Source organism: Enterobacter sp. 198 (assembly GCF_009025585.1).
GTDB lineage: Bacteria > Pseudomonadota > Gammaproteobacteria > Enterobacterales > Enterobacteriaceae > Enterobacter > Enterobacter ludwigii.
Map to the genome: position 1 here is coordinate 19,862 of NZ_WCIM01000011.1, position 20,302 is coordinate 40,163.

General features: G+C 54.7%; 18 protein-coding genes. 8 read left to right on the plus strand and 10 right to left on the minus strand.

The annotated features are described in order from the left end of the window. Window positions 1–3: 3 nt before the first annotated feature. From F8561_RS04585 to ghrB, 3 genes are all read left to right on the plus strand, one after another. Complete coding sequence (locus F8561_RS04585) at window positions 4–942, plus strand: sugar kinase (protein WP_014168134.1); 939 nt, start codon at window positions 4–6, stop codon at window positions 940–942. Window positions 943–1,050: 108 nt separating this feature from the next. Next, complete coding sequence (locus tag F8561_RS04590) at window positions 1,051–2,331, plus strand: MFS transporter (RefSeq protein ID WP_020882640.1); 1,281 nt, start codon at window positions 1,051–1,053, stop codon at window positions 2,329–2,331. A gap of 26 nt (window positions 2,332–2,357) precedes the next feature. Further along, a complete protein-coding gene (gene ghrB, locus F8561_RS04595) occupies window positions 2,358–3,332 on the plus strand; it encodes a glyoxylate/hydroxypyruvate reductase GhrB (RefSeq protein WP_151887190.1) in 975 nt (324 codons plus the stop codon). A 58-nt stretch (window positions 3,333–3,390) separates the two neighbouring features. Here the strand turns inward: ghrB and cspA are convergent, their stop codons facing one another. Together cspA and F8561_RS04605 are read right to left on the minus strand one after the other, a co-directional pair. Beyond that, window positions 3,391–3,603 carry an RNA chaperone/antiterminator CspA gene (gene cspA, locus F8561_RS04600; RefSeq protein ID WP_014168131.1) on the minus strand — a complete coding sequence of 71 codons (213 nt, stop codon included), beginning with the start codon at window positions 3,601–3,603 and terminating at the stop codon, window positions 3,391–3,393. A gap of 245 nt (window positions 3,604–3,848) precedes the next feature. Next, window positions 3,849–4,559 carry a DUF3053 domain-containing protein gene (locus tag F8561_RS04605; RefSeq protein WP_020882641.1) on the minus strand — a complete coding sequence of 237 codons (711 nt, stop codon included), beginning with the start codon at window positions 4,557–4,559 and terminating at the stop codon, window positions 3,849–3,851. A 331-nt stretch (window positions 4,560–4,890) separates the two neighbouring features. Here F8561_RS04605 and F8561_RS04610 point away from each other — a divergent pair, with 331 nt between their 5' ends. Beyond that, entirely contained in the window at window positions 4,891–5,178 is a 288-nt protein-coding gene (locus tag F8561_RS04610; protein WP_014168128.1) for an HTH-type transcriptional regulator, read from the plus strand. Between the two features lie 46 nt (window positions 5,179–5,224). On the opposite strand, the gene F8561_RS04615 is transcribed toward F8561_RS04610, so the two are convergent. The 4 genes from F8561_RS04615 to F8561_RS04630 all read right to left on the minus strand — a co-directional run bounded on the left by F8561_RS04615 (window position 5,225) and on the right by F8561_RS04630 (window position 10,574). After that, complete coding sequence (locus tag F8561_RS04615; RefSeq protein WP_151887191.1) at window positions 5,225–6,844, minus strand: ABC-F family ATP-binding cassette domain-containing protein; 1,620 nt, start codon at window positions 6,842–6,844, stop codon at window positions 5,225–5,227. A gap of 272 nt (window positions 6,845–7,116) precedes the next feature. Further along, the gene (gene glyS / locus F8561_RS04620) at window positions 7,117–9,186 is read right to left on the minus strand and encodes a glycine--tRNA ligase subunit beta (protein ID WP_014168126.1); all 2,070 of its coding nucleotides are present in this window, start codon (window positions 9,184–9,186) and stop codon (window positions 7,117–7,119) included. Between the two features lie 9 nt (window positions 9,187–9,195). Beyond that, entirely contained in the window at window positions 9,196–10,107 is a 912-nt protein-coding gene (glyQ, locus tag F8561_RS04625; RefSeq protein WP_014168125.1) for a glycine--tRNA ligase subunit alpha, read from the minus strand. A 161-nt stretch (window positions 10,108–10,268) separates the two neighbouring features. Further along, window positions 10,269–10,574, minus strand: coding sequence for a YsaB family lipoprotein (locus tag F8561_RS04630; protein ID WP_151887192.1), 306 nt, complete (start codon window positions 10,572–10,574; stop codon window positions 10,269–10,271). Window positions 10,575–10,758: 184 nt separating this feature from the next. Here F8561_RS04630 and F8561_RS04635 point away from each other — a divergent pair, with 184 nt between their 5' ends. Continuing rightward, window positions 10,759–11,754 (plus strand): acyltransferase, encoded by a 996-nt coding sequence (locus tag F8561_RS04635; protein ID WP_020882643.1) that lies wholly within the window; start codon window positions 10,759–10,761, stop codon window positions 11,752–11,754. On the opposite strand, the gene F8561_RS04640 is transcribed toward F8561_RS04635, so the two are convergent. The 4 genes from F8561_RS04640 to xylA form a co-directional block, all read right to left on the minus strand. Then, window positions 11,747–12,667, minus strand: coding sequence for a GlxA family transcriptional regulator (locus F8561_RS04640; RefSeq protein WP_063925755.1), 921 nt, complete (start codon window positions 12,665–12,667; stop codon window positions 11,747–11,749). The genes F8561_RS04635 and F8561_RS04640 overlap by 8 nt on opposite strands. Then, window positions 12,667–13,206 (minus strand): isochorismatase family protein, encoded by a 540-nt coding sequence (locus tag F8561_RS04645; protein WP_020882645.1) that lies wholly within the window; start codon window positions 13,204–13,206, stop codon window positions 12,667–12,669. The genes F8561_RS04640 and F8561_RS04645 overlap by 1 nt, the downstream gene beginning before the upstream one ends. A 103-nt stretch (window positions 13,207–13,309) precedes the next feature. Next, window positions 13,310–14,764, minus strand: coding sequence for a xylulokinase (gene xylB / locus F8561_RS04650; RefSeq protein ID WP_149376841.1), 1,455 nt, complete (start codon window positions 14,762–14,764; stop codon window positions 13,310–13,312). Window positions 14,765–14,835: 71 nt separating this feature from the next. After that, window positions 14,836–16,158 carry a xylose isomerase gene (xylA, locus tag F8561_RS04655; RefSeq protein WP_086462926.1) on the minus strand — a complete coding sequence of 441 codons (1,323 nt, stop codon included), beginning with the start codon at window positions 16,156–16,158 and terminating at the stop codon, window positions 14,836–14,838. A gap of 371 nt (window positions 16,159–16,529) precedes the next feature. Between xylA and xylF the strand changes: the two genes are divergently transcribed. The 3 genes from xylF (at window position 16,530) to xylH (ending at window position 20,294) form a co-directional block, all read left to right on the plus strand. Further along, window positions 16,530–17,522: a D-xylose ABC transporter substrate-binding protein gene (gene xylF / locus F8561_RS04660; protein ID WP_020882647.1), complete on the plus strand. Its 993-nt coding sequence runs from the start codon at window positions 16,530–16,532 to the stop codon at window positions 17,520–17,522. Between the two features lie 71 nt (window positions 17,523–17,593). After that, window positions 17,594–19,135: a xylose ABC transporter ATP-binding protein gene (locus F8561_RS04665; RefSeq protein ID WP_151887193.1), complete on the plus strand. Its 1,542-nt coding sequence runs from the start codon at window positions 17,594–17,596 to the stop codon at window positions 19,133–19,135. Then, window positions 19,113–20,294: a xylose ABC transporter permease XylH gene (gene xylH / locus F8561_RS04670; protein WP_014168116.1), complete on the plus strand. Its 1,182-nt coding sequence runs from the start codon at window positions 19,113–19,115 to the stop codon at window positions 20,292–20,294. The genes F8561_RS04665 and xylH overlap by 23 nt, the downstream gene beginning before the upstream one ends. The last annotated feature ends 8 nt before the right edge of the window (window positions 20,295–20,302 follow it).

Here is a 20,302-nt window from a genome sequence, read left to right on the forward strand (position 1 = left end):
ACCATGCACAAGACGCTGGATGTGATCACTATCGGCGAAGCCATGGCGATGTTTGTCGCCACCGAAACGGGCGACCTGAGTACGGTGGAGCACTTTATCAAACGCGTGGCGGGGGCTGAGCTGAACGTCGCGACCGGCCTGGCGCGCCTGGGTCTGAATGTCGGCTGGGTCAGCCGCGTGGGTGATGACAGCTTTGGCCATTTCGTTCTCGATTCGCTGAAAAAAGAGGGCATTGATGCTTCCGGCGTCACCCTCGATGGACGCTTCCCGACCGGTTTCCAGCTTAAATCGAAAGTCGAAAATGGAACCGATCCCATTGTGGAGTATTTCCGTAAAGGGTCTGCGGCGAGCCACCTCTCAGTCGAGGATTACCACGCCCACTATTTCGCCTCCGCACGCCATCTGCATCTGAGCGGCGTGGCGGCCGCGCTTTCAGCCAGCTCGTATGCCTTACTGGATCATGCCGCAACCACCATGAAGGCTCAGGGGAAAACGATCTCATTCGATCCTAACCTGCGCCCGGTACTGTGGAAAAGCGAAGCGGAAATGGTCGAGAAGCTGAATCGTCTGGCGTTTCAGGCTGACTGGGTTCTGCCGGGCGTGAAAGAAGGAATGATCCTGACCGGTAAAAACACCCCTGAAGGGATTGCCGATTTTTACCTTAACAAAGGGGTAAAAGCGGTGGTGCTGAAAACTGGCGCCGATGGCGCCTGGTTTAAAACGGCTAACGGCGAGCAAGGCGCAGTCGCGGCCGTGAAGGTCGATAACGTGGTTGATACCGTCGGCGCTGGCGATGGTTTTGCCGTGGGGGTCATTAGTGCCCTGCTGGAAGGCAAACCGCTGCAGCAGGCCGTCGCCCGGGGCAATAAAATTGGCTCGCTGGCAATCCAGGTGCAGGGCGACAGTGAAGGATTACCGACCCGCGCGCAGCTGAACGAATAAATTCCGTTTCCCTCCCCCTCTCCTCAGGTAGGCCAGGGGGAAACAAAACAAACCACCGTGTACCCTACATACAACGGCGGTACAAACCTCAACAACAGAGGCAAGCCTATGAACAGTTCGACCAATGCAGTAAAACGCTGGTGGTACATCATGCCAATCGTGTTTATCACGTACAGCCTGGCGTACCTTGATCGTGCCAACTTCAGTTTCGCGTCCGCGGCAGGGATCACCGAAGACCTGGGGATCACCAAAGGTATCTCTTCGTTGCTGGGTGCCCTTTTCTTCCTGGGCTACTTCTTCTTCCAGATCCCCGGCGCTATCTATGCGGAGCGTCGCAGCGTCCGCAAATTGATTTTCGTTTGCCTGATCCTGTGGGGTGCCTGCGCCTCACTGACCGGCGTGGTGAATAATATTCCTGCTCTGGCAGCCATTCGCTTTATTCTTGGGGTCGTTGAGGCAGCGGTAATGCCCGCGATGCTGATTTATATCAGCAACTGGTTTACCAAATCCGAACGCTCACGAGCCAATACTTTCCTGATCCTCGGTAACCCGGTCACCGTGCTGTGGATGTCGGTGGTTTCTGGCTACCTGATCCAGTCCTTCGGCTGGCGTGAAATGTTCATTATCGAAGGGGTACCAGCGGTTATCTGGGCATTCTGCTGGTGGATGCTGGTAAAAGATAAACCTGCGCAGGCGAAATGGCTCTCCGAAGATGAAAAAGCCGCTCTGCAGGCGCAGCTGGATAAAGAACAGCAAGGCCTGAAAGCAGTGCGTAACTACGGCGAAGCATTCCGCTCACGTAACGTGATTCTGCTCTGCGCCCAGTATTTCACCTGGAGCATTGGCGTGTACGGTTTCGTACTGTGGCTGCCATCGATTCTCCGCAATGCCGGTGAAAACCTTGGCATGGTGGAAGTGGGCTGGCTGTCATCCGTGCCTTACCTCGCAGCAACAATCGCCATGATCATTGCGTCATGGGCATCGGACAAAATGCAGAACCGTAAGCTGTTTGTCTGGCCGCTGCTGCTGATCGCTGCCTTTGCCTTTATTGGTTCCTGGGCCGTCGGCGCGAACCATTTCTGGGTCTCTTACACCCTGCTGGTGATTGCGGGTGCGGCAATGTACGCCCCTTATGGACCGTTCTTTGCGATCATCCCGGAGATGCTGCCGCGTAACGTGGCAGGCGGCGCGATGGCACTGATTAACAGTATGGGGGCGCTGGGCTCGTTCTGCGGCTCCTGGTTTGTGGGTTACCTGAACGGAGCAACCGGCAGCCCGTCCGCATCGTACATATTTATGGGGGTAGCGCTTTTCGCCTCCGTGTGGCTTACTCTGATTGTTAAGCCTGCTAATAATCAACAATTACCTGTCGGCGCACGCCACGCCTGAATCCTTAAAAATCAACGGAGATTAGCATGAAGCCGTCCGTCATTTTGTATAAAGCACTGCCGGAAGATCTGCAGAAACGCCTTGAGGAACACTTCACCGTTACCCAGGTGAAGAACCTTAGCCCGGAAACCGTGGCACAGCACGCCGATGCGTTCGCCAGCGCCGAAGGTTTGCTGGGTTCAAGCGAAAAAGTGGATGTCGCCCTGCTGGAGAAAATGCCGAAGCTTCGTGCTACCTCTACCGTTTCCGTGGGCTATGACAACTTCGACGTGGATGCCCTTAATGCCCGCAAGATCCTGTTGATGCATACGCCACATGCGCTGACGGAGACCGTGGCCGACACGCTGATGGCGCTGGTCCTCAGCACGGCGCGTCGTGTGGTCGAAGTGGCCGATCGCGTCAAAGCTGGCGAATGGACAAAAAGCATTGGTCCGGACTGGTTTGGGGTGGATGTTCATGGCAAAACGCTGGGCATCGTTGGCATGGGCCGTATTGGCCTGGCTCTGGCGCAGCGCGCACATTTTGGTTTTAACATGCCGATTCTGTATAACGCGCGTCGTCATCACAGTGAAGCCGAAGAACGTTTTAACGCCCGCTACTGCGAGCTGGATACGCTGCTGCAGGAAGCCGATTTTGTCTGTCTGATCCTGCCGCTGACGGACGAAACCCGTCATCTTATCGGTAAAGAGGCGTTTGAAAAAATGAAGAAAACGGCCATTTTCATCAACGCGGGTCGTGGCCCGGTGGTAGATGAGAAGGCGTTAATTGAGGCTCTGCAACAGGGTGAGATCCACGCTGCCGGTCTTGACGTGTTTGAACAGGAACCGCTACCGGTGGACTCACCGTTGCTTTCATTGCCCAACGTGGTGGCCCTGCCCCACATCGGCTCAGCAACCCATGAAACACGTTACAACATGGCCGCGACCGCGGTAGACAACCTGATCGCTGCCCTTAGCGGAAAGGTGGAAATCAATTGCGTTAACCCGCAGATACAGCGATAGAAATGAAAAAACCCGCCAGAAGGCGGGTTTTTAAAATTTGTGCTACTGGGTTGGAAGCTTACAGGCTTACAACGTTACCAGCTGCTGGGCCTTTAGCGCCGCTTTCGATGGTGAAGGAAACTTTCTGACCTTCATCCAGAGATTTGTAGCCTTCGTTCTGGATAGCAGAGAAGTGTACGAACACGTCTTTAGAGCCATCGTCAGGAGTGATGAAGCCGAAACCTTTATCAGCGTTGAACCATTTTACCAGACCAGTCATTTTAGCAGACATAGAATTACCTTAATTAACAAATATATTGTGCCTTCCGGCTTGATGGATTGTGTTACAGATTTTTAAGCGATGAAGGAAGGGTCACTACGAAGGGTATCTATGGATAACAATCTGGACTGCTTTACTAAACTGCTTTAGGTCTGTGTAACAAACCGACCTGTATAGTTATACCGATGTGGTAGAAGAATAACAAGCGTTATTTTCGCCCGGAATAAAAAACCCCGCCTGAGGCGGGGTTTTCCGATTTATTCTGTGGCAGCGACCGCTGCACTCCACGCCTGACTAAAGGCCTGGTGCTGGGAGGCCAGTGGCCCAATCAGCGCATTATACTGGCTTGCCTGCTGCGAGGTCGGGAACTGAATACCGTTGGCCACAAAGCTCACCTGAGTGCCCTGCTGGGAGATGAAGTCCCCCACCTGAACCAGCTGCTGCGTGAAAATTTGCGCGGCCGGGATCAGCGGTTGCATCGCTTCAGAAGGTTTCGACACCACTTTCTCATACACTTTGTCGAAGACCGGTTTGAGATCGTCGCCCTGCTTCAGCGCGGAACGTGACGCGTCCGCCTGCATTTTCGCATTCTGCAGCTGTTGGCTCAGCACGCCGAGCGCACCGTTGGACTGGCGCAGCGGTTCACGTTGCGTCATGTAATCCTGCGGGACGCGAATAGCGTTCACGCTATCCACAACCGGACGGATACCGGAATCCATCGCCTGGCTCACCTGCTGTGAATAACCATAAAGAATGGCGTAATCAGACACGAAGGGGCCAAACTGTTTTTTCTGATCCGCAGTCAGCGTCGGCAACCGTTCACCGCTGCGCATCACCGTATTCTGTAGAAAATCGATAAACGCTTTGCGCTGATCGCCTTCTTTATCAAAACACCCACTCAGGCTAACAACCATCAACAACGCCGCAATAGGCGCAAACCAGCGAGAGCAGGACTTTCCTGTCGCCATTTCATTACTCCTTTCACCCAAAAAAGCGCACACCGGCACATGCGTGCCCGACGCTGACAAGGATAGTCCAGGTCAGCCCTGCAAGATACTCTTTTCATGCAAAACGGCTATTGCCGTTTTATTTCTTACTATTTACAAAAAAATACCTGGCGAAGCCGACATAAGCGTAATCAGGTAATTAGTCTCACCCTGGCAACGGCTGAAACGCATAAAGCGATCGTTACCGCACGATTAATCACATCCGTGACGATCCGTCGTTTGTATTAGGGACTATTCTTAACAGGCTCTCTGATGTTCTTGATCCCGGTATGTGATTTAAGAGGAGTCCTCAATGGAATATAAAGATCCTGAGCTTGAGCTGCTGAGCAGCCTGGAACAGATTATTTTTAAAGATGTACCGCAGACGTTAACCCTGCAACAAAGATCCAATCCCTTTAAAGAATATGAGCAATTGCGCAAAGGGACTGGATTAAAAACTGAAGAATTCGCCAGAGCGATGGGTGTCAGCGTGGCTATGGTGCAGGAGTGGGAGTCAAAACGCGAAAAACCCACTCCAACCGAGCTAAAGCTGATGCGCCTGATTCAGGCCAACCCTGCACTCAGCAAGCATATAGCATGATGCAGTAAAGTGAGTTACCGCCCCCGCCTTTGCGGGGGCTTGTGTTTTAAAGGGGGGCACACCGCCAACCCGCCTCTTCCCAGACCAGTTCATGCGTCAATGCTAACCCCCGCAAAAAAGCCTCATCGTGAGAAACCACCAGCAATGCCCCGGGGAAACCGGCCAGTGCGGCTTCAATCGCCTCGACCGAGGCCAGATCCAGATGGTTGGTCGGTTCATCCAGCAGTAAAAGCTGCGTAGCGTCTTCACGCCACAAGACACAGGCCAGAGCAGCCTTGAGACGTTCCCCGCCGCTCAGCTCAGCCAGCGGAAGCGCCACTTTGTCAGCGCCCAACTGAAGCTGCGCTAAACGGGTTCGCAGCACACCCTCTTCCAGAGGTGTATGACTCAGATTGAGATGCGCCATCACCGACTGCGAAAGATCGAGTTGCGACAGATGTTGATCGAGATAAGCGCAGTTTACCGATACCTTACACGTTCCTGAGAGCGGAGCCACTTCGCCGAGAATGGCTTTTAAAAGCGTCGATTTACCGCAGCCGTTTGGTCCTTTTAGCGCCACGCGCATCGGTCCGTCCATTCGCCAGTTGGTCGGCGGGAGAGTGACGTGTGGCAGCACCAGCCCCTCCATCACCAGCACCTGTTTCCCCTCAGCAATCTGGCTTCCAGGCAACGTGAACATCACCGGATTCTCCTCTTCAACTCGCTCCCGGGCCTTGTTCACCGCGGCATTCAGCGCTTCATGTTGATCGCCATGCTGTTTTTTCCAGGCGCCAATGCGCTCTTTGGCGGCTATTTTGTATCTGACCCGCTCGAACGAGGCGATATTAAGGTTATCGACCGTACGTAACGTCTTCGCCGAACGCCGCTGGCTTTCGTCATGCTCTTTTTGCATCCGCGCGCGGGTGCGTTTGCGTTCTGTTGCCGCATGTTCCAGTGCCGCACGGGCTGCCTGCTGTTCGGCGTCCCGCTGATGCGTATAGTCGTCGTAACTGCCACCGTAGTGGCGAAGACCCGAGGCGCTCAGTTCAAGAATACGCGGTACCTTCGCCAACAGTTCACGGTCGTGGGAGGCCACCAGCACGCCCCCCTGATAACGGGCGAGCTGGTCGTAGAACCACTCACGTCCCTGCCGGTCGAGATGGTTGGTGGGTTCGTCCAGCAGCAGATAATCCGCATCAGCCGTAAACGCGCCACAGAGCAACGCGCGAATGCGCTCGCCGCCGCTGAGTTCCATGGCTGATTTATCCGGGTCAAATGGTGGAAGTTTTGCGTGGAAAAACGCCTCGCTCAGACGTTCTGCTACATCCCAGTGTCCGTCGAGTAACGCCAAATCATCGGGCTGGTAGTCACCGCTGTCGATGCGCTTACGCGCCGCAAAAATCGCCTCATACCCCAGCAGCTCAGCAAGCGTGGTTCGCGGGGAGATATCGGGCTGTTGTGCCACATAAGCGTGCGTTGCAAAACGTTCGATATGACCGCTGGCAGGTTCATCACACCCTGCCAGCAAACGTAGCAGACGTGTTTTACCGCTGCCGTTGCGGCCAACCAGCGCGCACAGTGACGGCGCCAGAGAAAGATTCAGCGGACCAAAAAGGGTATCGCCCGTCGCAAACTGACAGGTCACCTGATGCAAAATAAAAGAAGGGGATTGCGCAAAATGAGCCATAAGCACTCCTGAATGAAATCAAAACATCCCCTGCCGACGCGGTCGCGTTTAGCAAGGATCGAAATTCATCAGTCGTGTTTGTTCATTTTCGGGATGCGCTCCTGAGGGAGAAATATAACGAGAAACAGGATAACGGTAATTTGCTGACCATTTCAAGGTGAATTTTTAGGCGATTGCACTGCGCTTAGCTGGTCCACAAAAAAACGAGACATAAAAAAACCCGCCGAAGCGGGTTTTTCTCAACTGCTGGCCCGTCACCGGGCACATGCACGTTACTGCAGCAGCGAAATATCCGCCACGCGCAGGAACAGCTCACGCAGTTTTTCGAGCATAGAGAGACGGTTGATACGCAGCTCTTTATCTTCCACGTTCACCATCACTTTCTCGAAGAAGGCATCGATGACATCACGCAGTTCCGCCAGCTCCACCAGGGCTTCCTGGTAGCGGCCTTCGGCGAAATACGGCTCCAGCTTGTCACGCAGTACCACAACCTGCATCGCCAGGGCGATCTCTTCTGGCTCTTTCAGCGTCGCAGCGTTCACACGCTCGTTCAGCGTTTCGTCGGATTTCGCCAGAATGTTAGAGACACGCTTGTTAGCCGCGGCCAGTGCAGATGCCGCTTCCAGCGTACGGAAGTGGGAAACCGCTTTCATACGCGCATCGAAATCTGCCGGACGGGTTGGACGACGTGCCAGTACCGCCTGAATGGTATCGACGGTGTAACCTTCGTCCTGATACCACGCACGGAAGCGACCAAGCATAAAGTCGATCACATCATCGACCACGTTGGCGTTGGTCAGCTTATCACCGTACAGACGTACCGCTTCTTCAGTCAGGGTCTGCAGATCCAGGTTCAGGTTCTTTTCAACGATGATACGCAGCACGCCCAGGGCAGCACGACGCAGCGCAAACGGGTCTTTGTCGCCTTTTGGATGCTGGCCGATGCCAAAGATACCTGCAAGGGTGTCCATCTTATCAGCAATCGCGACCGCACAGGCCACCGGATTAGACGGCAGCGCGTCACCCGCGAAACGCGGCTGATACTGCTCGTTCAGGGCCACGGCCACATCTTCCGCTTCACCGTCGTGACGCGCGTAGTGCATCCCCATCACACCCTGGGTGTCAGTAAATTCGAACACCATATTGGTCATCAGGTCACACTTGGACAGTAAACCCGCGCGCGTTGCGTGGTTCACATCCGCACCGATTTCACGTGCGATCCAGCCAGACAGCTCCGCAATACGGTCAGTCTTGTCGCGCAACGTACCCAGCTGTTGCTGGAACAGCACGGTCTGCAGACGTGGCAGGTGATCTTCCAGACGCTTTTTACGGTCGGTGTTGAAGAAGAACTCGGCATCCGCCAGACGTGGACGCACCACTTTCTCGTTACCGGAGATAATCTGGATCGGATCTTTTGATTCAATGTTCGCCACGAAGATGAAGTTTGGCAGCAGCTTGCCGTCGTTGGCGTAAACCGGGAAGTACTTCTGGTCACCCTTCATGGTGTACACCAGCGCTTCAGCCGGCACGGCCAGGAATTTCTCTTCGAACTTCGCGGTCAGTACCACTGGCCATTCAACCAGAGAGGTCACTTCTTCCAGCAGGCTGTCGCTCAGATCCGCTTTACCGCCAATCTTACGCGCCGCGTCTTCCGCATCCGCCTTGATTTTGGCTTTACGCTGTTCGTAGTCAGCAATAACTTTACCGCGCTCCAGCAGGATCTGCGGATACTGGTCAGCATTGTCGATGGTGAACTCAGGCTCGCCCATGAAGCGGTGCCCACGGATCACGCGATCGGACGCCACACCCAGGATGGTAGCCGGAATAACGGTATCGCCCAGCAGCAGCGTCACGGTGTGCACAGGACGCACGAAGTGCACGTCGCTTGCGCCCCAGCGCATCAGTTTTGGAATCGGTAGCCTGGCCAGCGATGTGGCAATCATGTCAGGCAGCAGCGCTTGCGCACTTTCACCTTTCACATGTGCACGGTACAGCAGCCACTCGCCTTTATCGGTGGTCAGACGCTCAGCCTGATCGACGGTGATACCACAACCACGCGCCCAGCCTTCAGCCGCTTTGCTTGGCTTGCCTTCAGCATCAAACGCCTGAGCAATCGCCGGACCACGTTTTTCAACTTCACGATCCGGCTGAGACGCCGCCAGGTTCGCCACTTTCAGCGCCAGACGACGCGGAGCAGCAAACCATTCAATTTTACCGTGTGCCAGGCCAGCGTTATCCAGCTCAGCAGTCACGTTCGCAGCAAAAGATTCAGCCAGGCTGCGCAGGGCTTTTGGTGGCAGCTCTTCGGTGCCAATTTCCACCAGGAAAGTTTTCTCAGACATGGCCGCCTCTTATTTGTTTCGGTTGCACATCGGGAAGCCTAGGGCTTCACGGGACGCATAGTACGCTTCTGCAACGGCTTTGGTCAGGGTACGAATACGCAGAATGTAGCGCTGACGTTCAGTCACGGAGATGGCTTTGCGGGCGTCCAGCAGGTTGAAGCTGTGGGCGGCCTTCAGAATACGCTCGTAAGCAGGCAGCGGCAGCGGAGACTCCAGCGCCAGCAACTGCTGCGCTTCTTTCTCGTACTGCTCGAAGCAGGTGAACAGGAAGTCCACATCCGCGTATTCGAAGTTATAAGTGGATTGCTCCACTTCGTTCTGATGGAACACGTCGCCGTAGGTGGTTTTACCCAGCGGGCCGTCGCTCCAGACCAGGTCGTAAACGCTGTCTACGCCCTGAATATACATGGCCAGACGTTCCAGACCGTAGGTGATTTCGCCGGTAATCGGTTTACATTCCAGACCGCCAACCTGCTGGAAGTAAGTGAACTGCGTCACTTCCATACCGTTCAGCCACACTTCCCAACCCAGACCCCAGGCACCCAGCGTTGGGTTCTCCCAGTTATCTTCCACAAAACGGATATCGTGAATGGTTGGATCCATACCCAGCTCTTTCAGTGACCCGAGGTACAGTTCCTGAATGTTGTCTGGCGATGGCTTAATCACCACCTGGAACTGATAGTAATGCTGCAGACGGTTCGGGTTTTCGCCGTAACGGCCATCAGTCGGACGACGTGAAGGTTGCACATAAGCAGTCGCCATTGGCTCCGGCCCCAACGCGCGTAAGCTGGTCATTGGGTGTGAAGTGCCTGCGCCTACTTCCATGTCCAAAGGTTGAACAATGGTACAGCCCTGACGAGCCCAGTAATCCTGTAAGGTCAGGATCAGGCCCTGGAAGGTCTTGGTATCAAACTTTTGCATAGTATGTCGTGCTGGATACGTGTGGTTTTAAATGGAAGGGACCAGTATACCCGCTGCCTGCAAGATATACAGTACGAAACGGGTTTGTTTAGGGAAAATTGGGGAAATAAGCCACCACGCCAGGCAGCTGCCGGCGTCTGGCTGTTGATTATGCGAGCGGCTTAGCGCATGGAGAGATGTAAAAACTGACCGTCTGCGTCAAACGAACAGACAAAGCCCTCTTTACGGGACGTATGGCCTTTCAGCTCATAACTCCCCTGGAATCGCTCAAATCCGGTGACATCAATGTTCTGCGCATCCGAGTTATAGCGGCGCGCAGCCTGATCCTTACAGAACTGCTCCATATTCAGGGAGCGTTCCGGGCTGATTTTTCCCTGCTGTGCTTTTTGCACGGGTGCAGGGGGTGGCGTACTGCATCCTGCCACGATAAACAGCAGAAAGAGTGACGCCGCACGCTTCATCATCATTTTTATTACCGCCCTGTTCAGTGGCTGTTATTTTTAGTAGCAAAGCTTTTATAGATTATGCCCTGGCATTCTGCGAACCTCGCGGCTTTCAAACAAGGCTGCTCAATAAAACTCAGAATTTTCCAGAGAGAGGCTTCAATACAATCGCAGTCACACTGAATTTACAAGGGATGATGAGGAACTGATGTCGTCAAAAATTAGCTGGATTGATAATCTGCGAGGAATAGCGTGTCTGATGGTGGTCATGATCCACACGACGACCTGGTATGTCACCAATGCGCACAGTATCAGCCCTGTTAACTGGGATATAGCCAATATTCTTAACTCCGCGTCGCGGGTCAGTGTGCCGTTGTTCTTTATGATTTCCGGCTTTCTCTTTTTTGGCGAGCGTAGCGCGCAACCGCGGCATTTTATCCGTATCGCCGCCTGCCTGGGCTTCTACAGCGCCGTGGCCTTGCTCTATATCACCCTGTTCACCTCGATTAACGCCGGGCTATCTCTCAAATACCTTCTGCAAAAACCCGTCTTCTACCATCTGTGGTTTTTCTTCGCCATTATCGTTATCTATCTGGTTTCCCCACTGATTCAGGTGAAAACCGTGAGCGGGAAAATGCTGCTGGCGCTGATGGTGGTCATTGGCATCATAGCTAACCCGAATACGGTCTCGCAGAAAATTGATGGTTTTGAATGGTTACCGGTCAATCTCTATATCAACGGCGATACCTTTTACTACGTGCTCTACGGCATGCTGGGGCGAGCTATCGGGATGATGGACACCCAAAAACGCGGCATGAACGGGCTATGTGCAGCGTTGTTTATCATCGGCGTGATCGTGATTTCGCGTGGAACGCTGCATGAACTGCAATGGCGCGGCAATTTTGCCGATACCTGGTACCTGTATTGCGGCCCGATGGTCTTCATCTGTGCCGTATCCCTGCTTACGCTCGTCAAAAACACCCTGAACGCACGCCCTCTTCCGGTGCTGAGCGTTATCTCCCGGCACTCGCTCGGTATATACGGTTTTCACGCGCTGGTGATCCACGCCCTGAGAACGAGAGGGGTCGAGTTTAAAAGCTGGCCTGTGCTGGATATCCTGTGGATTTTCACCGTCACGCTGATGGCGAGCCTGCTGCTGTCAATGCTGCTGCAGAAGGTCGACACCCGCCGCTTCGTCAGTTAACGCTGCGCTGTCGGGCACGATGATACTGGCGCGGGGAGGAAAACCCCGCGGCCAGTGAGGCCTGTTCCACGCCACGCCCTTGCAACAGCCACTGTTCAGCCACCGCCAGACGCAACTGCTCCAGATAGTCGCGAACGCTTATCCCTAAATGCGTCTGAAAAAGCCGCGTTAAATGGCGCGGGCTGACATGCGCCAGAGCGGCAATCTCGGGTAAAGCCCAGGCTTTGTGCGGCTCGGTGGTAAGCGCGTCCTGCGCACGATGAATGGCCGGGTGAAGATGATTGCGGTAGCGTAACCATGGCGACAGCTGGGGATCGTCCCCGGAGCGACGAAACCAGACCACCATTTCGCGCGCCACGGCCAGCGCTTTTTCTGCGCCACACAGGCGGTTAATCATATGCAGCGCCAGGTCGATGCCCGAGGTGATGCCGGCGCTGGTCCAGATATTCTCATCCTGCACGAAGATCCGGTTTTCTTTGATGATTGCCGTCGGAGCCGCCGTACGCAAACGGCTTATAACGTCATGATGCGTTGTGCACTGCCGGTGATTCAGCAAGCCCGATTTTGCCGCCAGCAACGCCCCTGAACAGACGCACATGACGGTGATATCCTGACGATGAATTTTTGGCTGCAGGCGCATTAACCAGTGCTGAATCAACTGCGCCTGCGGCGTTGAAAACTGAAAGCGGGAGTCGCTTACCCCCGGCAGCACCAGCAAACTGCCCTCAGGCAGGCTTTCCGGCAGCGGCTGAATACCGCCCATCATCAGACCAATCGACGTCGGAACCTCTGCCTGCGGACCAATGTAATGCAGGCGAAACGCGTCCCCTGCCAGCACAAAGGTCTCTGCCGGGCCCGTCATGTCTAATGACAGCACCCCGGGCAACATCACAAACCAGACGTCGATGCTCATTACAGTGACTCCAGCGTCTCCGCAACCGTTTTAATGTCGGCAAACCGCCCGGCCAGTACCGTCTCGGTACGATGGCGCAGTTCCTCTGCGCTCAGGGTTATCCCCTTGTGCGTCATTGGAAACGTGAGCGTTGCCTCGCTAACGAAGGTCACAGCATAGCCCAGATCGGATGCCACCCGCGCAGTGGTTTCACAGCATTGCTCCGTGCGAATACCGCACACGATGAGCTGATTAATGTCTCGCTCACGCAGCCAGCGGTCAAGCCCGGTATCCGTGAACGCATTATGGACGTGTTTCTGGAAGACCACGTCCGGCTGATGACGTAAAAAGGCCATCGGTTTGACATAGCCGCTTTGCAGTGTGAACGGACCGTCTTCATCTACATGGAAAATATCAACGACAGGAATGCCACGCGCCTGGCAGCCCTCAATCAGCCCCAGCATCGCCTGCTGAAAGGCAGGAATCTCGTCCTCCTGCCAGTAATGACGATGATGAAAAGACTGCTGAGTATCGATGTTGATTAATGCAGTACGTGACATGTTGAATCTCCTCGCCAGTGGGTATGACACCATACTGGCAAGGAAATGAAGGCCCGCACAGACCAAAAAAGGACAACCTCGTGCCTCTGACAGACAACCGTATTTACGACATCAGCGGCAGCAGCTGTTGGTAGATTTTGCGAAAGACCTCGCGTCTTTGCGCATAACGCGCATGACGTGCCGCATCAGGCAGATGCGCCTGTTCCAGTTGAAGCTGCGGTAACAGCTGAGAAAGCGGCGTTTCCGGGTTCATGGCAATCTGTGCCAGTCGCGCTGCACCGAGCGCAGGCCCCACATCACCACCGGTACGAAAATCGAGCTGCAGTCCGCTGACATCAGACAGCATCTGGCGCCAGTAGCTGCTACGCGCACCACCGCCAATCAGGGTGATACTCGCCGGCGTCACACCGCAGTCATGCACCACGTCCATTCCGTCCGCCAGGGCATATCCCACGCCTTCCAGAACGGCACGAGCCAGTTCCGCCGGGCCATGCTGATGGGTTAACCCAAAGAACACCCCTTTCGCTTCCGGGTTGTTATGCGGCGTGCGCTCGCCGGAAAGATAGGGTAAAAACCAGACGGTACCCGCACTTTCATCCGCCTGCTGTGCAGCAGCAATCAGTGCCGGAACATCAGCCATCCCGGTCAGTTTCGCGGCCCAGTCAAGGCAAGAGGCGGCGCTCAACATAACCGACATCAGATGCCATTTTCCCGGCAGCGCATGGCAGAAACTGTGAACGGCACTTTCAGGATTACTGCGATAACCATCGCTGACCGCAAAATAGACGCCAGACGTTCCCAGCGAAAGCATCGCCTGCCCGGCTTCCACCATCCCGACCCCCACGGCACCCGCCGCGTTGTCACCGCCACCAGCCACCACCGGGACAGCGGGCATATTCCAGCGTTCTGCGACGGCAGGCTGTAAGGTACCCGTTATCTCACTGCCCTCATAGAGCGCTGGCATATGTTCGCGAGTCAGGTGGCAGGCATCGAGCATGGCCTCACTCCAGTCACGCTTGGCCACGTCGAGCCACATCGTGCCGGCAGCGTCAGACATGTCGCTGGCGAAAGCACCCGTCATGCGAAAACGCAGATAATCTTTTGGCAGTAAAACTTTCGCCACCTGACGGAAAATTTCCGGCTCATGGCGGTGTAACCACAGTAACTTTGGTGCGGTAAAACCGGGCATCATCAGGTTGCCGGTAATACTGCGGGAGGTGGGTACTCGCTCTTCAAGGAGTGCGCACTCTTCCGCACAGCGACCATCGTTCCAGAGAATGGCCGGCCGCAGAACGTGATGCTGACTGTCCAGTAACGTCGCGCCGTGCATTTGCCCGGCAATGCCGAGGGCTTTTACGTCACGCAGACTGTGCTGTTCACCTAGCGCTTTGATTGCACGATCCGTTGCCAGCCACCACTGCTCCGGATCCTGTTCCGACCATAGCGGATGCGGACGTGAGACCTGCAGCTTTTCTGTCTGCGTTGCTAACACGTCGCCCTGCTCGCTTAACAGGATGGCTTTCACACCCGATGTGCCAAGATCAATCCCGATATACATTCGGTGACTCCTTTAACAGAAATGCCCGGTGGCGTGACGCTTACCGGGCTTACGTGATTATCTACTCGCTGTTATTTATCGAACAGGTAGTGATTAACCAGGTTTTCCAACAGCTCCTGATGCCCGCTCTGATGCTGCGGCGCCAGTTGATGTTGTTCAGCGTACTTCGCGACGTCCGCAAGCGATAACTGGCCTTTCAAAATTTGCTGACCCAGCTCACTGTTCCAGCCGCTATAACGTTTCGCGACACGTTTATCCAGTTCACCGTCTTCAATCATACGGGCGGCGACTTTCAGCGCCAGCGCCATGGTATCCATTGCGCCAATATGGCCGTAGAACAGGTCGTATTTGTCGGTGCTCTGACGGCGCACTTTGGCATCGAAGTTCAGCCCGCCGGTGGTGAAACCACCCGCTTTGATAATTTCATACATCACCAGCGCATTCTCTTCCACGCTGTTCGGGAACTGGTCGGTATCCCAACCCAGTTGCGCATCGCCGCGGTTAGCATCAACAGAACCGAAGATACCCAGCGCGATAGCAGACGCGATCTCGTGATGGAAAGAGTGGCCGGCCAGCGTGGCATGGTTGGCTTCAATGTTAACTTTGATCTCTTTTTCCAGGCCGAACTGTTTCAGGAAGCCGTACACGGTAGCAACGTCGTAGTCGTACTGGTGCTTCGTAGGTTCCTGAGGCTTCGGTTCGATCAGCAGCGTACCGCGGAAACCGATTTTGTGTTTATGGTCGACCACCATCTGCATAAAGCGGCCAATCTGCTCGCGCTCCTGACGCAGGTCGGTGTTGAGCAGGGTTTCATAGCCTTCACGACCGCCCCACAGCACATAGTTTTCGCCGCCCAGCTGATGCGTGGCGTTCATTGCGGTAACCACCTGCGTTGCCGCCCAGCTAAACACTTCCGGATCAGGATTGGTTGCCGCACCCGCGCCATAGCGTGGGTTGGTAAAACAGTTGGCCGTGCCCCACAGCAGCTTCACGCCGCTTTGCTGCTGTTTAGCCGCCAGCACATCCACCATCTGCGCGAAATTGTTCAGATACTCTTTCAGTGAGGCGCCTTCCGGCGACACATCCACATCATGGAAGCAGTAGTACGGCACGTTCAGTTTGTGGAAGAATTCAAAGGCGACATCGGCTTTACGCTTCGCCAGCTCGATGGCCTCACCCGGCTGCTGCCATGGACGGTCAAAGGAACCCACGCCGAACATATCGGCTCCGTTCCAGCAGAAGGTATGCCAGTAACAGGCGGCAAAGCGCAAATGATCTTCCATGCGCTTACCCAGCACCAGCTCATCCGGGTTGTAGTGACGAAATGCTAAAGGATTGGTTGTTTTCGGGCCTTCGTAACGAACACGATCGAGTTGGTCGAAATAAGCTTGCATATTGAGCTCCATAATCAGGGTATGCGGCGAGTCGTTGATACAGGAGTAATAGTGAATAGACATTTTGGCTTGCTCAATTACGTTATTTCACACTGCTATTGAGAGAATGCACAACTGTGCGCTGGCTCGCAAAATAATGTGCAGGCAAACTATTTTTCGGTCCCTCTTCCATAATCAAATGTAATTAAGACGTTACGTATTTTAAAATTCGATCGCGGTCATAAATTCAGAAATAAACCAAATATCATAATGCGAAGATAAAAATCTGTAATTGCCAGCCCGCATTTCCCCGTTAAAAATTTGCTGCGTCCCAGCAGTGAATGTTTCTTTTATCTCAGCAACACATACCCCTACAAAAAGGCCCTATAATTATGAAGATAAAGAACCTGTCCCTTACTCTCTGCACTACGCTCCTCCTTGCTAGCTTTGCCGGACATGCCAAGGAAGTCAAAATTGGCATGGCGATTGACGATCTGCGCCTTGAACGCTGGCAGAAAGATCGCGATATTTTTGTGAAAAAAGCGGAATCACTTGGCGCGAATGTGTTTGTGCAATCCGCGAACGGCAACGAAGAAACGCAAATGTCGCAAATTGAGAATATGATCAACCGCGGCGTCGATGTGCTGGTCATTATCCCTTATAACGGCCAGGTATTAAGTAACGTCGTTAAAGAAGCCAAACAAGAAGGCATAAAAGTCTTAGCCTATGACCGCATGATTAATAATGCGGATATCGATTATTATATTTCGTTCGACAATGAAAAAGTGGGTGAATTACAGGCTAAAAGCCTGATCGACAAAGTACCTCAGGGCAATTATTTCCTGATGGGCGGCTCGCCGGTTGATAACAACGCCAAGCTGTTCCGCGAAGGGCAAATGAAAGTCCTGAAGCCGTATATCGACAGCGGTAAGATTAAAGTGGTCGGCGATCAGTGGGCGGATGGCTGGCTGCCAGAAAACGCGCTGAAAATCATGGAAAACGCCTTAACCGCCAACAACAACAAAATCGATGCTGTCGTCGCATCCAACGATGCCACCGCAGGGGGCGCAATCCAGGCACTCAGCGCCCAAGGGCTGGCAGGAAAAGTGGCTATTTCGGGTCAGGATGCCGACCTCGCGGGAGTCAAACGCATCATGGCAGGCACACAAACCATGACCGTCTACAAACCGATTACCCAGCTTGCGAATACGGCGGCGGAAATTGCCGTGGAGCTGGGAAATGGTAAGCAACCTAAGGCAGACGCAACGCTGAATAACGGGCTTAAAGATGTTCCGGCTCGTCTGCTCACCCCCATTGAAGTCAATAAAGAGAACATTGACGCCACCGTCATTAAAGACGGTTTCCACAAGAAGAGTGAACTGTAATCCAGCGCGCCCCTGCTCTGCGGGGGCGCATCGAGTTGTACTGTTCTTCCCTCGGGTCATGTGGAGCAGTTATGCCTTATTTACTTGAAATGAAAAGCATCACCAAGCGCTTTGGCGCGGTGAAAGCGGTCGACAACGTCAGTCTGCGGCTCAATCCCGGCGAAGTGGTCTCGCTGTGTGGCGAAAACGGATCGGGCAAATCGACGTTGATGAAAGTGTTGTGTGGGATCTACCCGCACGGCAGTTACGAAGGCGAAATTGTCTTTGCCGGTGAAGTGATTCAGGCGACACACATTCGCGATACCGAACGCAAAGGCATCGCCATCATCCACCAGGAGCTGGCGCTGGTGAAGCACCTCACCGTGCTGGAGAACATTTTTCTGGGGGCCGATATTTCACGTCATGGCGTACTGGATTACGACACCATGACCCTACGCTGTGAAAAACTGCTGGCCCAGGTAAGTCTCGCGATTTCCCCGGATACGCGCGTCGGTGATCTTGGCCTCGGGCAACAACAGCTGGTTGAAATCGCCAAGGCGCTGAACAAACAGGTAAGGCTGCTGATCCTCGATGAGCCAACGGCCTCCCTCACCGAGCAGGAAACGGCCGTCCTGCTCAATATCATTCGCGATCTGCAAAACCACGGCATTGCGTGCATCTACATTTCGCACAAGCTCAATGAGGTAAAAGCCATTTCGGACACCATCTGTGTGATCCGCGACGGTCAGCACATCGGCACACGTGAAGCTGCCGGCATGAGTGAAGATGACATTATCACCATGATGGTGGGGCGCGAGCTCACGGCGCTCTATCCAAACGAACCGCACACCACGGGTGACGAAGTGTTACGCGTGGAAAACCTCACCGCGTGGCATCCCGTTAACCGCCACATCAAGCGCGTTAATGACGTCTCGTTTTCCCTTCACAGCGGCGAAATCCTCGGTATTGCGGGGTTAGTCGGGGCCGGGCGAACTGAAGCCGTCCAGTGCCTGTTTGGCGTGTGGCCGGGCCGCTGGGAAGGCCGTATTTTTATCGACGGACAGCCGGTAAAAATCGAGAACTGCCAGCAGGCGATTGCCCACGGTATCGCCATGGTGCCGGAGGATCGCAAGAAAGATGGCATCGTCCCGGTCATGGCAGTGGGTAAAAACATCACGCTTGCCGCGCTCGATAGGTTCTCCGGTGCGCTGAGCAGCCTCGATGATGCTGCTGAGCAACAGTGCATTCTCCAGTCGCTCGCCAGACTCAAGGTCAAAACATCCTCCCCGGAACTGGCCATTGGACGTCTGAGCGGGGGCAACCAGCAGAAGGCAATCCTGGCGCGCTGCCTGCTCCTCAACCCACGCATATTGATCCTGGACGAGCCGACGCGTGGGATCGATATCGGCGCCAAGTACGAAATCTACAAACTGATTAATCAGCTTGTACAGCAAGGGATTGCCGTCATTGTCATCTCGTCTGAGTTACCCGAAGTGCTCGGCCTGAGCGATCGCTTGCTGGTCATGCACGAGGGAAAACTGAAAGCCAATCTGATTAACCAGAACCTGACGCAGGAGCAGGTGATGGAAGCCGCTTTAAGGAGCGAACGTCATGTCGAAAAGCAATCCGTCTGATATTAAAGTCGCTGTTCCGACGCCCGGCGCGTTTGCCGGGCTAAAAGCGCTGAACCTGCAGGTTTTCGTGATGATCGCGGCGATTATTGCCATCATGTTGTTCTTTACCTGGATGACCGATGGCTCGTACTTAAGCGCGCGTAACGTCTCTAACCTGCTGCGTCAGACTGCCATTACCGGCATCCTCGCGGTGGGCATGGTATTCGTGATTATCTCGGCGGAAATCGACCTGTCGGTGGGGTCGATGATGGGTCTGCTCGGTGGCGTGGCGGCCATTTTTGACGTCTGGCTTGGCTGGCCACTGCCGCTGACCATTGCGGTTACGCTGGTGCTGGGTCTGCTGCTGGGTGCCTGGAACGGCTGGTGGGTTGCCTACCGTAAAGTCCCGTCGTTCATTGTCACGCTGGCGGGGATGCTGGCCTTCCGCGGGATCCTAATTGGCATCACCAACGGCACCACCGTCTCCCCTACCAGCGCAGCCATGTCACAAATTGGTCAGAGCTACCTCGCCGATAGCGTCGGCTTTACGTTCGGTGTGATTGGGTTGCTGGCGTTTGTGGCCTGGCAGTGGCGTGGACGAATGCGCCGTCAGGCGTTGGGTCTGGCATCGCCAGCGTCAACGTCCACAGTCGGTCGTCAGGCACTCACTGCGGTCATTGTACTGGGCGCAATCTGGCTTCTGAACGACTATCGCGGTGTCCCGACGCCGGTATTGCTGCTGGCACTGTTGCTGCTGGCCGGGATGTTTATGGCCACGCGTACCGCGTTTGGTCGCCGTATTTATGCCATCGGCGGCAACCTTGAGGCTGCTCGCCTTTCAGGGATCAACGTCGAGCGCACCAAACTCGCCGTCTTCGCCATTAACGGCCTGATGGTTGCTATCGCCGGGTTGATCCTCAGCTCGCGTCTGGGGGCGGGTTCTCCCTCGGCCGGGAACATCGCCGAGCTGGATGCTATCGCCGCCTGCGTCATTGGCGGCACCAGCCTCGCAGGCGGTGTCGGCAGCGTGGCTGGCGCGGTGATGGGGGCATTTATCATGGCTTCGTTGGATAACGGGATGAGTATGATGGACGTCCCGACGTTTTGGCAGTATATCGTCAAGGGGGCCATTCTTTTGCTGGCAGTCTGGATGGACTCTGCAACCAAGCGACGAGCCTGATAACAATA